14 protein-coding genes and 2 tRNA genes are annotated in these 14,935 nt (G+C 55.2%); 9 read left to right on the top strand and 7 right to left on the bottom strand.

The window, feature by feature from the left end; translation table 11 throughout:
- The first annotated feature begins 2 nt into the window (after positions 1-2).
- Positions 3-545 carry a YecA family protein gene (locus tag KO499_RS16110; RefSeq protein ID WP_215984787.1) on the top strand — a complete coding sequence of 181 codons (543 nt, stop codon included), beginning with the start codon at positions 3-5 and terminating at the stop codon, positions 543-545.
- Here the strand turns inward: KO499_RS16110 and KO499_RS16105 are convergent.
- Complete coding sequence (locus KO499_RS16105) at positions 542-1,420, bottom strand: PHP domain-containing protein (protein WP_215984786.1); 879 nt, start codon at positions 1,418-1,420, stop codon at positions 542-544. The two genes, KO499_RS16110 and KO499_RS16105, sit on opposite strands and share 4 nt — an antisense overlap.
- A gap of 127 nt (positions 1,421-1,547) precedes the next feature.
- Between KO499_RS16105 and KO499_RS16100 the strand changes: the two genes are divergently transcribed.
- The 3 genes from KO499_RS16100 (at position 1,548) to KO499_RS16090 (ending at position 2,939) form a co-directional block, all read left to right on the top strand.
- A complete protein-coding gene (locus KO499_RS16100) occupies positions 1,548-1,847 on the top strand; it encodes a YciI family protein (RefSeq protein ID WP_215984785.1) in 300 nt (99 codons plus the stop codon).
- Between the two features lie 125 nt (positions 1,848-1,972).
- Positions 1,973-2,644, top strand: a complete 672-nt coding sequence (locus tag KO499_RS16095) for a TIGR04211 family SH3 domain-containing protein (protein ID WP_215984784.1) — start codon at positions 1,973-1,975, stop codon at positions 2,642-2,644.
- Between the two features lie 4 nt (positions 2,645-2,648).
- Positions 2,649-2,939 (top strand): PilZ domain-containing protein, encoded by a 291-nt coding sequence (locus KO499_RS16090; protein WP_215984783.1) that lies wholly within the window; start codon positions 2,649-2,651, stop codon positions 2,937-2,939.
- Positions 2,940-2,989: 50 nt separating this feature from the next.
- On the opposite strand, the gene rraA is transcribed toward KO499_RS16090, so the two are convergent.
- Positions 2,990-3,469 carry a ribonuclease E activity regulator RraA gene (gene rraA / locus KO499_RS16085; protein ID WP_215984782.1) on the bottom strand — a complete coding sequence of 160 codons (480 nt, stop codon included), beginning with the start codon at positions 3,467-3,469 and terminating at the stop codon, positions 2,990-2,992.
- 30 nt (positions 3,470-3,499) lie between these two features.
- Positions 3,500-5,836 (bottom strand): phosphoenolpyruvate synthase, encoded by a 2,337-nt coding sequence (gene ppsA / locus KO499_RS16080; RefSeq protein ID WP_416240400.1) that lies wholly within the window; start codon positions 5,834-5,836, stop codon positions 3,500-3,502.
- A gap of 217 nt (positions 5,837-6,053) precedes the next feature.
- On the opposite strand from ppsA, the gene KO499_RS16075 reads away from it, so the two are divergent.
- Positions 6,054-6,869, top strand: a complete 816-nt coding sequence (locus KO499_RS16075; protein ID WP_215984780.1) for a pyruvate, water dikinase regulatory protein — start codon at positions 6,054-6,056, stop codon at positions 6,867-6,869.
- A 96-nt stretch (positions 6,870-6,965) separates the two neighbouring features.
- On the opposite strand, the gene KO499_RS16070 is transcribed toward KO499_RS16075, so the two are convergent.
- Complete coding sequence (locus KO499_RS16070; RefSeq protein ID WP_215984779.1) at positions 6,966-9,890, bottom strand: insulinase family protein; 2,925 nt, start codon at positions 9,888-9,890, stop codon at positions 6,966-6,968.
- Positions 9,891-9,990: 100 nt separating this feature from the next.
- Here KO499_RS16070 and KO499_RS16065 point away from each other — a divergent pair, with 100 nt between their 5' ends.
- The 3 genes from KO499_RS16065 to KO499_RS16055 all read left to right on the top strand — a co-directional run bounded on the left by KO499_RS16065 (position 9,991) and on the right by KO499_RS16055 (position 13,010).
- The gene (locus KO499_RS16065; protein ID WP_215984778.1) at positions 9,991-10,452 is read left to right on the top strand and encodes a hypothetical protein; all 462 of its coding nucleotides are present in this window, start codon (positions 9,991-9,993) and stop codon (positions 10,450-10,452) included.
- Between the two features lie 115 nt (positions 10,453-10,567).
- Complete coding sequence (locus KO499_RS16060) at positions 10,568-11,863, top strand: MORN repeat-containing protein (RefSeq protein WP_215984777.1); 1,296 nt, start codon at positions 10,568-10,570, stop codon at positions 11,861-11,863.
- 52 nt (positions 11,864-11,915) lie between these two features.
- Positions 11,916-13,010, top strand: coding sequence for a response regulator (locus KO499_RS16055; RefSeq protein WP_215984776.1), 1,095 nt, complete (start codon positions 11,916-11,918; stop codon positions 13,008-13,010).
- On the opposite strand, the gene KO499_RS16050 is transcribed toward KO499_RS16055, so the two are convergent.
- On the bottom strand, positions 12,970-13,674 hold the full coding sequence (locus KO499_RS16050; protein ID WP_215984775.1) for a nucleotidyltransferase family protein: 705 nt from the start codon (positions 13,672-13,674) through the stop codon (positions 12,970-12,972). The genes KO499_RS16055 and KO499_RS16050 overlap by 41 nt on opposite strands.
- Before the next feature lie 73 nt (positions 13,675-13,747).
- Here KO499_RS16050 and KO499_RS16045 point away from each other — a divergent pair, with 73 nt between their 5' ends.
- A complete protein-coding gene (locus tag KO499_RS16045) occupies positions 13,748-14,599 on the top strand; it encodes a 6-carboxytetrahydropterin synthase (RefSeq protein WP_215984774.1) in 852 nt (283 codons plus the stop codon).
- 113 nt (positions 14,600-14,712) lie between these two features.
- Here the strand turns inward: KO499_RS16045 and KO499_RS16040 are convergent.
- Positions 14,713-14,788: transfer RNA gene (locus KO499_RS16040), tRNA-Glu, on the bottom strand.
- A 7-nt stretch (positions 14,789-14,795) separates the two neighbouring features.
- Positions 14,796-14,871 (bottom strand) — tRNA-Ala (locus KO499_RS16035).
- Between the last annotated feature and the right edge of the window lie 64 nt (positions 14,872-14,935).

Genomic DNA, 14,935 nt, shown 5'->3' with positions numbered 1-14,935 from the left:
TGATGCTATCCAACTCGGACATCGAAGCGCTGGAAGACATCCTGTTTGCCGAGCCCTGGGGGGATGACGCCCTGGACTTCTTCGGCTTCCACGGGGTGGTCTGTGCCAGCGTGGTTGGCCCGTCTGAACTGAGTGCGGAAGATATCTTCCGCCTCGCCACAGGAGCCGGCCAAGTGCCCGATAAAGGGGTTCCGGATGTCTTCAGGCGCTGCGCCAGTCAACTGGCGAATGACATGGCTCACGCCCTGGACATGGGACAAGCTCTGCAGCTGCCAGAACCTGAGGACGGCGACCCTATGAACGCCCTTGAAAACTGGTGCGCCGGGTTCGTGGACACCTTCCTTGAACACGAAGAAGAATGGCTCGAAGCCGCCAGCGAGGAAGAAACAGCCGATCTGTTAGTCCCCATGCTGACACTATCGGGGTTGTTCGACGACGAGGACTTCCAGAAGGTTCGCAACAGTGAAAAACTGTCCCGGCAGATGGCCGACGCCATTCCGGACTCACTGACGGATCTGTACCTTCTGATCCATGCGCCGGACTAAACCGGCGCAGGATTCAGAACGGGGCGCCTGAATGAATGCCAGACCGGCTCAAGCCCGTCTGGCATTTTCATGATACGGCCAAGCTCACACCATGGAGCGCCTGGAAAGTGGAAATCGCTCCCCTGGGATGCAAGTAGCTTTTCTTTCCTGCACAACTCCGCCAAAAAGCCCATGTCACCGCTGGATTGCCCGGAAGTTGAAACTTCGATCGCCCGCCCCCCTGCCCTTCGAAAATCCGCAGTCAATTCCCTTAGCTTTGTCGCAGTAAGCTGGTACTTTCGAGGATGAGCAAGAACGGCAATGCCACCCGCCTCGGTAATCCAGCGTACAACTTCCGGAAGCTCCGGCCAGAAGGCTTTCACATCGCCAGGCTTGCCATTGCCCAGATATCGTTTGAACGCCTGAGCGGCATTCCGGACCACACCGGCTTCTATCAGAACTTTCGCAAAGTGCGGCCGCCCGGGGACATCACCACCGGCGACCTCGGACGCCTTGGCCAGCAGATCATCAATACCGAGTTTGGCCAGACGATCTGCTATCAAGCGCGCACGGGCCCAGCGATTGTCGTTCTGATGCTCCAGTGCCTTCCTGAAACCGTCCGTCTCAGGATCAAAATCCAGTCCAACTATGTGAATAGTACGGCTTTTCCAGAGACAGGATAGCTCGACACCCGGAATCAGCATAATTCCTTTGGCGCGCGCAGCTGCGTCGGCTTGGGCCAGTCCCGCGATGGTGTCGTGATCTGTCAGCGAAAGGTGGGTAACACCGCAACTGGCCGCCCGCTCCACCAGCTCTGCCGGTGATAGAGCACCATCAGAAGCTGTACTGTGGCAATGCAGATCAATGCACAAATGCGGGTCTTGCGGTATAGTCACAAAATATCCTGAATCATGAACTGGCGGTACGCCATGGCCTCACAGTGTAGCAGCCAACCCTTGCACAACACGACCATCGATTGTCTGACCAGTTACCCTGTTTATGAAAGCTATTTTGGAGAGCGGAATGTATTACGCCATTATCAGTGAAGACGTCGAAAACAGCCTGCCATTGCGCCAATCCGTGCGCCCTGCTCATATCGAGCGGTTACAGGCTCTGAAAGCCGAAGGCCGTTTACTTGTTGCTGGCCCTCATCCCGCTCTGGACACACCAGAACCCGGCGATGCCGGCTTTACCGGCAGCCTGGTTGTCGCCGAATTCGACTCTCTGGAAGCCGCACAGGCTTGGGCAGATGCCGACCCCTATGTTGACGCAGGTGTCTATGCAAAGGTTATTGTTAAGCCCTACAAGGTCGTTCTGCCGTAAGCGGAGGTCGATGTACCATGAGTTTATTGTAATGATGGCTCGCTTGCACGGCGGGGCATCTGTGACAAAATTGCGCTCTTGATCAGGCTCAGATTTCAACCGCAGAACTTCAGGGAACGTAACCAGTGACGCTTTTTCGTCTCGCCATAAGTGTGTTGTTCGCAGTTTCGTCCATTGCCGTTGCCCAGGCCAAAACCGTCTGGGTGGATGACCAGTTGTACCTTCCCGTAAGGTCTGGCGCCGGTTCCCAGTTTCGCATCATCGAGAACGCGGTTCCCAGCGGAACCCCACTAGAAGTGCTCGACGCATCCGATTCGGGATACACCCGCGTTCGAACCCCGAAAGGCACCGAGGGCTGGGTTTCCAGTCAGTATCTGAGCGAAACGCCCGTTGCCGCAGATCAGCTCCGGACAGCCAACCGCCAGCTGGAAGAGGCCCGCACGGAGCTGGCCCAGGTCAAGGAGCAACTCGCCAACGTCACCAGTGAACGAAACGCACTGGAAAACTCGGAATCCTCTCTGTCCAATCGATCCCAGAATCTTCAGGAAGAACTGCAGAGAATTAAGAGCATCGCGGCCGACTCGATCAACCTGGAGCGTCGCAATCGGGAGCTGCGCGAAGAGAATCAGAAAATTCGCAACGACCTTGAGGTTCTTACCGCCGAGAACGAACGCCTCGAAGCCAGCAAGGAACACGACTTCATGCTATTGGGTGCCGGTCTGGTTCTGGGCGGCGTGTTACTGGCATTGATTATTCCGATGCTCAAACCAACAAGAAAAACCGACAATTGGGCCTGACGCAATGAAAGATTACTCAGAGAAACGTGACTTTCACCGTATGCAACTGAACTCGGAGATCGAGATCAGCGACAGTCGGGGTTACCGCTTCAAAGGGGTCTGCCGCGACCTGAGTGCCACCGGCATGCAACTCTACGTTGAACAGGCCGTTGAGGTTGGCGAAGAGCTTCGCACGGTCCTCCATCCCAGCAATGAACAATTTCCGCCGCTGGAGACGGTTTGCGAGGTCATTCGCTGCGAACCGGAAGGGGACGGATTCCTGTTAGGCACAAACATCAGCGAAGTCACTCGCTGAGCATAAAAAAAGGCGGCCACTGGCCGCCTTTTTTCTGTCCCCGAAAAGCCTCAGACCAGAGGCTTTTCAGAAACAATAATGCCATTGTTGTCGGCATAGACGTAATGTCCGGGATGGAAGGTTACGCCATGAAAAGTGACCGGAACATTCAGGTCACCAAGACCTCGCTTTTCGCTCTTTCTGGGATGGGTGCCAAGGGCCTGAACACCGAGTGCTGTTTTGCCGATTTCATCCACATCTCGGACACAGCCGTAGATGATCAGGCCAGCCCAACCGTTACTCGCAGCCTTCTCTGCCAGCATGTCGCCCAGCAGCGCATGACGCTTTGAAGCCCCACCGTCTACAACCATTACGCGACCATTTCCCGGTTGGCCGACCTGCTCTTTCACCACGGAATTATCTTCAAAGCACTTTACGGTTACAATCTCTCCGCCAAACGCCTTGTTTCCTCCGTAGTTATTGAAGCCAGGCTCTGCAACAAGCACTTCGGGAAATTCATCACACAGATCCGGGGTAATTATCGTTGTCACGTTATCGCTCTCCTTATCCTCGAAACTCGCTCAGTCTATTTTTTCGTCGGCCAGGAAGAACCAGGTGTCCAGGACCGAGTCCGGATTGAGTGACACGGTATCAATGCCCTGGTCCATCAGCCATTTGGCAAGGTCCGGATGATCTGACGGCCCCTGGCCGCAGATACCAATGTACTTGTCGGCTTTCTTGCACGCCTGAATGGCATTGGACAGCAGAGCCTTGACCGCATCATTCCGCTCATCAAAGAGGTGAGCAATGATGCCGGAATCCCGATCCAGACCCAATGTCAGCTGGGTCAGATCGTTAGAGCCGATAGAGAAACCGTCGAAGTGCTCCAGGAACTGATCTGCCAACAGTGCATTAGCCGGCAGCTCGCACATCATGATAACCCGCAGGTTGTTTTCACCACGTTTGAGCCCATTCTCCGACAGAAGTTTGACGACCTGCTCCGCCTCACCAACGGTACGCACAAACGGAACCATCACCTCCACATTGGTCAGCCCCATTTCGTCACGCACTTTTTTCAGAGCCCGGCACTCCAGCTCGAAGCAATCCCTGAAGGTGTCAGAGATGTAGCGTGAGGCACCCCGGAAACCAAGCATCGGGTTCTCTTCATCCGGCTCATAAAGGGTGCCGCCGATAAGGTTGGCGTACTCGTTTGATTTAAAATCCGACAACCGAACAATCACTTTCTTCGGTGCGAAGGCGGCCGCCAGTGTCGAGATACCCTCTACCAGCTTATCGACGTAAAAATCCACTGGAGAGCTGTAACCCGAAATACGCTTTTCTACCGTCTGCTTGATGTCCCGGGGCAAACCGTCAAAATTCAACAGAGCCTTGGGGTGCACGCCGATCATCCGATTGATGATGAACTCCAGCCGGGCCAGACCCACACCCTCATTGGGCAAGGCCTGGAAATCAAAAGCCCGGTCCGGATTGCCAACGTTCATCATAATCTTGAATGGGATGTTGGGCATGGAATCCACGGTATTTTCCCGCAGTTCGAAATCCAGGGCACCTTCGTAAATCATGCCCGTATCGCCCTCGGCACAAGAAACAGTAACCTCCTGACCGTCTTTCAACAGTTCGGTGGCATCGCCGCAACCGACCACAGCGGGGATACCCAGCTCACGGGCAATAATAGCCGCATGGCAGGTCCGCCCTCCCCGATCAGTGACTATAGCGGAGGCGCGTTTCATTACCGGTTCCCAGTCCGGGTCAGTCATGTCGGTTACCAACACGTCCCCGGCCTGCACACGGTCCATCTCCTTGATACTGGTAATGATCTTGACCGGACCGCTACCGATCTTATGTCCGATGCTCCGGCCTTCCACCAGAACCTTTCCGGTTTCATTCAGCAGATAGCGCTCCATGACATTGGCAGATGCACGGCTCTTTACGGTCTCAGGCCGAGCCTGAACAATGTAAATTTTTCCGTCATCGCCGTCTTTTGCCCACTCGATATCCATCGGACGCTGGTAGTGCTTTTCAATGATCATTGCCTGGCGAGCCAGATCTTCCACCTCGGCATCGGAGACGCTAAAGCGATTCCGCTCTTCCTGCTCCACCTTCACTGTTTCAACAAACTCACCGTCATCAGGCTTGGTGTTGTAGACCATTTTGATGGCCTTGCTTCCCAGGTTGCGACGCAGAACCGCGGGCCGGTTGGCTTCCAGAGTGGGCTTATGGACATAGAACTCATCGGGGTTCACAGCTCCCTGAACAACTGTCTCGCCCAGCCCGTAGGAGGCGGTTACAAACACAACGTCACGGAAACCGGATTCGGTGTCCAGAGTGAACATAACGCCACTGGACGCCGTTTCACTGCGGACCATTTTCTGGATGCCTGCAGAAAGCGCGACCATTTTGTGGTCGAAACCATGGTGAACGCGATAGGAAATGGCCCGGTCATTAAACAGTGATGCAAAGACTTCCTTCACCGAGGTGCGAACCTGCTCAAGCCCCACCACGTTCAGGAAGGTCTCCTGCTGCCCCGCGAATGAGGCATCAGGCAAGTCTTCCGCAGTGGCAGAAGAGCGAACGGCAACGGCCATATGTTCATTGCCATCCTGCAGAACAGCAAAGGATTCCTTCAGAGCATTTTCCAGAACGTCCGGAAACGGCGTTTCAATGATCCACTGGCGGATTTGTGCACCAACCCGGGCCAATTCATTGACATCGTTGATATCCAGAACATCCAGTGCCTGGTCGATACGGTCTTTCAGGCCGTCGGTAGCCAGGAATTCACGGTACGCGTGCGCTGTGGTGGCAAAGCCCCCCGGAACGGTAACACCTGCGTTGGCGAGATTACTGATCATTTCGCCGAGTGAGGCGTTTTTCCCGCCTACCCGATCGACATCGGACATTCCCAGGTGATCAAACCAGATAATGTAATCTTCCAAAGCATGTCTCCCTTGAGTCTGTGAAGCAAAGAGCAAAACCGGACCAGCGGTATCGGGCAGTAAAAGCAGGAAAATTCCCCTGCGGAGTCTCGAACTGGGCGTGTATGATACTGTAACCTGCGGAAATTACCTAGGCCACTAAGTTATGGCATCAAGGAACCAAGGAATCGGACGGTACTGCATGAAACGCACTGCTTTTTTCATATCGGATGGCACCGGCCTTACAGCCGAAGCACTTGGGCACAGTCTGCTGGCCCAGTTTGAAAAGATTGAATTTGAACGGGTCACTGTTCCCTATATTGCAGACGAAGAAAAAGCCCGGGAAATGGTTAAGCGAATCAACAAGGCGGCCGAGACTGATGGGGCACGCCCGCTCGTGTTCGACACCATTGTAAACAGAGATATCCGGGAAATCATCTCCACCGCCAAAGGTTTCATGGTGGATATCTTCGGAACCTTCCTCAACCCCCTGGAACAGGAGCTTCAGTCCTCGTCTTCCTACACTGTAGGTAAGTCTCACGCCATCAACAACGAAGGAAGCTATGAGCGTCGCATCAATGCGGTCAATTTCGCGCTGGACAATGACGATGGCGCTCGAACGCGACATTACGATGAAGCCGATCTGATCCTGGTCGGTGCCTCCCGAAGTGGTAAAACGCCCACCTGCCTCTACCTGGCGCTGCAATACGGCGTAAAGGCTGCAAACTACCCGATTACGGAAGAGGATCTGGCAGACCAACAGATTCCGAAAGCTCTCAAACCTCACAAAGAAAAGATTTTCGGCCTGACCATTGAGCCGGAGCGTCTTGCAACCATACGCAATGAACGCCGACCGAACTCTCGCTACTCATCCATAAAACAATGCATGCACGAGATCGAGGAAATCGAGTTAATGTACCGGCGTGAGCGCATTCCGTTCCTCAACACCACAGCCTACTCTGTTGAGGAAATATCTACCCGAATCATGGTAACGACCGGGTTGAAAAGGCAGCGTTGATTGAATCCGAGACGCAGCGAAGCGTCCGCGTTGGCAGGGCCCAGACGAATCGGGGTCAGCTGAATTTCTCAACTGACCCCGTATTGAAGGCCTAAGCTAGAGTTCCTGAATATCCAGGCCGAGGCTCTCAGCCCTCGCCCGGTTCTCAGGACTGGTTACAACGGCGGTGCTGGCTCTCTCCGGCACCAGCCAGGTTCTTGCCACACGCTTAAGATCATCCAGCGTGACCGAAAGCACCCGCTCTCGGAATCTGGCCCGCTGCTCAGGCGTCCGACCAAACAACTTGTTATGGAAAGCATGACGAGCGGCACCGGCAGGCGAGCGAGGCTTGTCGAGTTGACCAATAACACCCAGAATCGACTCCTCAAGTTCCTGGTAGTCATGATCGTTGTCCTGCAGCCACGAAAGGGCTGCGTCAAAATCGTCCAGCGTTTCCTCCAGGCGAGGATCACGGTAGGAGAAAAACCTGAAAGTCCCGTTCACGCTATCCTGACCGGCACCACCACCGTAGGCACCACCCTTTTCACGGATGGCACGGTGCAGGTAGCCGTTACGCAGGAAGCCGCCCAGCACGGTCAGTGCCGCAGCATCAGGATGATCAACCGGGACAGTACTATAGGCTCTGGCACAGAAGTTCACCTGAGTAGACGTCAGCCAGGCCTCACGGGTCGTGTAGTTCACCGGTTGTATACGCCACTCCGATACTGAAGCTCCGCTGGCATCAGACCAGCAGGACTTCAGATCATCAACCATCGGCGGAAGCTGCTCCTCCTCGCCGATAACCAGGAATTCCCGACTCTGGTTACGGATCTTCGCGTGCAATGCGGACAGTTTTTCACACAGAGCCGTCAGCTCAGCGGGATCTTTCAGAGCTTGATCCAGCTCTTTGGTACCCCGGATGCCGGCAAGCCCTCCCAGCCGGAACGACAACCACGCTCCCGGACTCATCCCCTGAGAAGCGGCCCCCATGGCCAGGGCATGACCGCTACCGGTTACCGCCTGCTCGCGGCGGGCACGTATCTGAGCAATGATCTCACGGATGCGCTCTTTTTCATCAAAGCGGGCATCTGTGTACAGGTCTTTCAGAAGACGTGTCAGTGCACTGCGATTGCGGGACAGCGCCTTACCATTGAAAATGATATACCCTGACAACTCCTGTACATCATCAATACGCCCTTTGGCACTGAATGCCGCGCCAATACCACCGGATTCCGCTGAAATACGATCCTGCATCTGCAGGTAATCCAGCTCACCGCAGCCCACCTCGGAAATCAGCGTGGTGTAATAAGGCACCAGAAGCAGCTCTTCTTCCGTCAGCTTCGGTACCGGAACAACAACCTGTTCATAGACCAGACCATTGGTGCCCCGGGCATAGACCGTTGCCGGAATTTCGCCGTCATATCGGGCTTCCGGCTCCGGCATTTGCAGCGGCACGTCGGACAGATCCACTTTTGGCAGAATGGAATCATCATCCTTCTGCATCTGCCTCTCTTCCAGCGCCTTCGCCCGATCAACAATCATCCTGACTTCGTCGTCGTTCAGCTCGGCCTTACGACGGGCGAGGGCCTCACGGATAGCCTCCTGCCGCCGGGATTCAAGTTTGTCATCCGGTCGCAGGGTCAGGGTGACCCGGTGAGGATTGTCCAGAAGCTTACGGCGAATAAGATCTGGAACATACTGAGGGTCCCGGATTTTATCCCGGAGCGTTGCCAGAACCGGCTCCAGGTCAAGCAGTTCAACAGGATCACCACCGTGCACCATAGGAGCAATGGCACTCATGATCAGCTGCAGACCGTAAGGGAACTGATCACCGGCAATTTCGCGCTGGTGCAGTTCGAGTTGGTGCAGGATAGCTTCGAGCCGCTCCTCGCTGACACCGTCTTCCACGATCTGCTCAAGTGTGGATTCAATCAGCGCTTCCAGGTTTTTATGCTTTTCCGGTTCACTGCCTTCAACCCCACAGACAAAGGTCATTTCGCGATTGGAATCTTCCAGTCCGCACATCGGTGATGGCGCATGCCCCAGGTCCGTCGTTTCCAAAGCACGCATCAGGGGAGAGGCGCTGTTTTCAAGCAGCACGGCAGACAGCAGCTGACCTTCCAGATTTTCCTGCAGATCAAAACTGTGACCGAGAAGCCAGCCCACCACGATATGAGTCTTGTTGTCAGTGCTCTCGCCTTCGTTGACCGCGTAGCCCTGCTCGACCCGAACCGGCGCGAACATGCGTTTCTCGTCGCGAACGGGCAGATCAATGTCCAATCGGTCGAAGCGTTTCAGCGCCAACTCTTCAAACTTCTCATGGTGCTCGGAAGCCGGAATATTGCCATAGGTGGCAAAAATCGCGTTGCTGGGGTGATAGTGGTGGCGATAGAACTGCAACAGATCGTCGTAGCCAAGGTCGACAATATGATCAGGCTCACCGCCACTGTTGTAGTGATAGGTCGTGGTCGGAAACAGGTGGCTACTCAGGTTCTGCCACAACTGGGAAGACGGCGAACTCATGGCGCCCTTCATTTCGTTGTAGACAACGCCTCGATACACCAGATCGGTTGAAGGATCATCGGGTTTGTCGAACTCCAGACGATGACCTTCCTGCGCGAAGTCCAGCGGATCCAGCTTGGAGAAGAAAACGCAGTCCAGATACACCGACAACAGATTATCGAAATCTTTCCGATTCATGCTGGCGAACGGATAAGCCGTCCAGTCACTGCTGGTAAAGGCGTTCATAAAAGTATTCAATGAGCGCCGGATCATCATGAAGAACGGGTCACGGACCGGATAACGCTCACTGCCACACAGTGCGGTGTGCTCCAGAATATGAGCTACACCGGTGGAATCCATAGGAAACGTCCGGAGTGCCACGAAAAACACATTCTCATCATTATCTGCAGCAAGATGCAGGTGCCGGGCGCCGGTCTTCCTGTGGCGATATTCCTCAACCCGGAGATTGAGCGTGTCGATCCGGTGACTGCGAAGCTTCTCAAAGGCCGGATGGGTTGCGTTGTCGATCACTGCAGCCATTCAAACTATCCTGTCTTTAAACGATTGGAGAATTGTAGGGTAACACGTAGTATCGACTATCATGCATCACTCCAGAAGCTATAAGGTATCACTCCCATCCATGACAACCCCTGCATCTCAATCAAAGGCTGTTGACGCACCGGAAGTAGCCGCCTATTGGGCAGAAAGACGACGTTACCTTGAACGGATCCGTAACGTTCCGGAAATCAGACAGCGATTCTGGCGAGAAGCGGCCATGTATCTCCTTCGCCGCCTGCTTTGGTCGTTCGGATTCTTCCCTGTCTTTATCGCCTTCTGGATCACCTTTGTACTGGCCAGTTTTAATCCAGTGGTGATGGCATCGGATCTGATTCCTCTACTGCAGGACTTCGTAAACTCCAACCCTGAAGTGCAAGCAACCACCATCAGCACAATGATCATCGCCTGGGCCTCCATCGGATTCTTCTTTCTGGTGTTTGATTTCGTGCTTACCCCGTTCAAATCACCCTATGAATACGAAGCCGATGTGTATATGAGATCGTGGGAGCAACTCAACCATGATCAGCTTCCGGATAAAGTGTGATTTGGCCTGCATTCTCACCAACTCCCGGACACTTTCTGTTACATAGCCTTCCACTCACTAGGTAAGATGGAGCCGTAGACAGCAACCCAAGAATGCAGAGTCAAGAGGTTCCTCCATGGTCGATTTCAGACCACTTCTGTTCGTTAACGCCCTGGCGATTATGCTGCTGGTAACCGCCGGGTTCGCATCGGTCAGGGATAACCTTCGTATGACTGAAGCCTTCGAACCACCCGCCGTTGATCAGGTCGCAGCCTCAAAGCCTGCGCCCCCCCAGAACAGCACAGTCTCTGCCCCAGCCCCCCCCGCACCGGTTAAAAGCCTGCGACAACCCCCGGCTTCTGTGTCACCCCGGGTTGATGCCACCCCATTTACCGTTCCGGATATGCCGCAGAATCCGGAGGTGCTTGCGGTGGCTGAACCTTCAGTGACAATGACAACCCGCGCAGCCTCAGCACCGCCAATTCAGAAGAAGCCGGCAACTCAGGCGGCACTGGTGCTAAGGTCGAATGTTATCGGCGACCAGGTCACCATCAACGGCACGGATTACGGCGCTACCCGCCTTGATCTGAAGCTGGACCCTGGTCGGTACGATGTCGCCATCAGCAAGCCCGGCTTCAAGACCTGGAATCACACAGTTACGCTGCAAGCCGGCAATGAAATAACACTTGTCGGAGAGCTGGATGCCATCACCACCGTCAATTTCCGTGACGGCAACTGGGTTGGCGAGGTGAAGACCGGTGATGGGACGTATCAGGATACCGATGGCTTGCGTTATGAGGGCCATTTCGTCGACGGAGAATTCCACGGTCACGGGACTGCCTGGTATCCCAACGGTAACCGTTATGAGGGAGACTGGTCGGGCGGTAAACGGCAAGGTGAAGGTGAATGGCGCAGTGCCGACGGGGCCCTCTACTCTGGTGAATTTCTCGCTGACCAGTTCAATGGCAAAGGCACCCTGACCTTAGCAAACGGGGACATCCTGACAGGGCACTGGCAAGACGGGCAGCTTAATGGTCACGGCTCTCTGACCACCGCCGACGGCAGGCTGTATGTCGGCGGTTTCCGAAACAACGAATTCCATGGCAGTGGCACACTCACCTATTCCGATGGTCGCCATTATGAAGGCGAATTTTCCAACGGAGCCTTCCACGGCCAGGGGGCCGAGGTCTTTGCCAATGGCAAGAAATACGAAGGTCAATACATCGAAGGGAAGTTCCATGGCAAGGGGTTACTGAAAAACCCCAATGGCAGCTCGATCAAGGCCACTTTCCGACATGGCGAGCCCTACGGACAAGTTCGTCTGACCACGGCGGCAGGGGAAATCTTCACTGCCCGAACCACTGAACCCGGTGTGTGCTATCGGGACAAGAGCTACCGGGCCACAGAATGCCCAAAACTGGAAGGCTGGTGAACTCAGCAGCCCGATAACAACCGTGTTTGCAGTAAACGATTGAGGTAGTGAGATGGCGATCAAGAACGCTTTGCTGGTAGATGACTCCAAGGTGGCACGATTTGCCCTGAGCAAGATGCTGGAAAATCGGGATATGGAGATCAATATGGCCGGCTCGGCCGAAGAGGCTCTAGATTTTCTTACCAGTCACAGCCGCCCGGATGTCATCTTCATGGACCATTTAATGCCCGGAATGAATGGCGTCGAGGCGGTCAAGCTCATCAAGGGTAACCCCGAGACGGCCGATATCCCGATCATCATCTGCACCTCCAAGAAGTCATCGTCGTTCATCGAAGAAGCGAGGAACTTTGGTGTTTATAACATTCTCACCAAGCCACCGCAGTCCGAAGGACTCGCAGACGTTCTGGACAATTTGGCCAGTGATGTTACAGACGGAACGTTACCCGAACCTCCGGCTGAGCCTGCGAGGCCCGCCGTGGATGATGACGAACCGCTAAATGTTCCTGCCGATGCCTCGGTCCAACTGTCTCAGCAAACAGATGACCCGGCCCAACAATCCAACCCGCAAGCCAATGTTGTTCCCCTGACCAGCGAACTCATTGAACAGATTGCCCGATCAGCGGTTAAAACCCATATAAACAATCGCCTGCACGAACTCCTCAGTTCGCTCTTTGACGAGCAGTTTGATCATATGAAACGGGCTTTGGACGAGTCCCGCAGCAAACAGGATTCGGCAATTGAAGAGCGCCTGAGCGCCATAACCGATATGGTCGATGAGCGCACCAGAAATCTGCGCGACGACGTTGCGTCCGAGGTCAACCTCAACCTCGGGAGCGAACTTGCAGTTCTCAGAAAGGAACTGCAAAAGAATTCAGGCTTCACTGGCGAACACATGGCCGAACTGAAGGATCACATCACCAGTGTCCAGACGATTGATACGGAATTCTGGCAGACCCTGCAATCCGAGGCCATTCAGCAAGCTCACGAGATATCCCGGGAAACGGCAGAAGACATTGCCCAACGCACGATAGACCTGTACGTCGCCCAGCAGCGCTCTGCGTCTTCCAGGATCTACACCATCGGCCTCGCCCTGAGCCTTGGCATCTTCAGCGTCGGGATTGCCTGGCTGTCGGGCCTGTTTGGCTGAGCTGGGCCCTGATTCTGCGCCAGTCAGCCTGGGTGTCCACATCGTCGAGAACCCCCGGAATCTCCACCCGGGTTGCCCGCACCTCTGCCAGCAATCGCCCCGCGCCCTGGTCGCCTTCCAGCTCCAGTGCCCATGGCCAGAGCCAACGCGGCAGATAGGCCGGAACTCCCGGCCGGCCGCCGTAGTCCGCGGCAATCGGTTGCCCAGGAACGGAGCGTGCAGCCACGCCAAAAGCCTCAAGGGCGTTCAGATCCAGTAGCGGCTGATCAGCTACCAGTACAAAAACGCCTTTCACCTTAGGGCCAAGGCTCCGAAGACCCGCTGACAAGGACGCTGATATACCCTCACGCCAATCCGGCGCCCTCACCCATGCCGATGGCTGACGCTGGCTACGAAACCGTATCAGGGGATACCATGCCCCGCACACCACCCGGACATCCCGACTCAGAACCCGGCCCTGTCCAATCGCAGCGTCCAGGACGATATGGTTACCGGAACCCGGCGCCGCGCCGTTGCAGGAAACCAGTGGCAACAGGGCCTTGGGTCTGCCAAGCCGGCTGGAGGCACCGGCAGCCAGCACCAATGCCGGAAATTGCGGATCGAAGCTAGAAGTAAAGTCCAGGATGATAAACCCATTGATAAAGTGAAATGGAGCAGCGGCCAACCGCCAGACTGCTGTACTCAGTGATTTTTGCTAGAATCCGGCCATCAATCAACCATACCCGCCTGGAAATCTGATGAACCATCTGTTTGTAGACAACCTGACCGTTATAGATTTCGCCTATATGGACCCGACCCGAGGGCTGGTGGGTGAGAGCTGGATTGCGGATGTGGTGCTTGGTGGTGAGCTGGACGAACAGGGAATGGTGTTCGACTTCAGTAACGTGAAGCGCACTATCAAGCGGGTTATCGACGAGCGCGTTGACCACCGACTGGTTATTCCTGGCAACTACCAGGGACTGGCCCGGAACGACGAACAGCCTGATGCCTTTACCTGGGCGCTGACCGACGGCAGCCAAATACGTCATCGCTCGCCGGACGAAGCCGTCGCCTGGCTACCCACCGACCGGGTTGTGCCCTCCGCCGTTGCCTCCTTGCTGGAACAGGAAATCAAGGCGGTGCTTCCGGCCAACGTTACTTCCGTAGAGGTTCATCTCAGGGAAGAACAAATCGACGGGGCCTATTATCACTACGTACACGGACTGAAAAAGCATTTAGGCAACTGTCAGCGCATCGCGCATGGCCATCGCTCACCCATCCGTATTGACCGGAACGGGCATCGGGATTATGACCTTGAACGCCGCTGGGCAAAGCTCTGGCGGGATATATACGTGGGTTCTGAGGAAGATGTAGTGCGACGCCATGTGGGCGAAGACGGTGTTCGCTATGTGACCTTCGAGTATGAGGCCAATCAGGGTGAGTTTGCACTGAGCCTTCCCGAAGAGCGGGTTTACATGCTGGATACCGATACGACGGTAGAGCTGATTGCGGCCCATATGGCCGACAAGCTCAAAGTGGAATTTCCTACCGACACCATTCGCGTCAAGGCCTATGAAGGTGTTGGCAAGGGAGCAATCGCAGAACGCTAAATAAAAACGGGTGCCGGCGCACATCCCGGCGGCACCCGTTTTCAGGCACAAAAAAACCGCCCGAAGGCGGTTTTTTTGATGGCTTGCCGGTGGACTAAACCGTCAAGCCGTATTGGCGTCCCCTAGGGGGTTCGAACCCCTGTTGCCGCCGTGAAAGGGCGGAGTCCTAGGCCACTAGACGAAGGGGACTAGAAATTGGTGGAGCCAGGCGGGATCGAACCGCCGACCTCAACACTGCCAGTGTTGCGCTCTCCCAGCTGAGCTATGGCCCCTCAACGGCTGCGTATATTAAGGATCCACCCTATGGGCGTCAACCTTTGATATGCACTTTTTTTC

This window comes from Marinobacter sp. F3R08 (assembly GCF_018860425.1).
Lineage (GTDB): Bacteria > Pseudomonadota > Gammaproteobacteria > Pseudomonadales > Oleiphilaceae > Marinobacter.
Note: the sequence above shows the minus strand (reverse complement) of the source record. Positions and strands in the feature narration are given on the sequence as shown.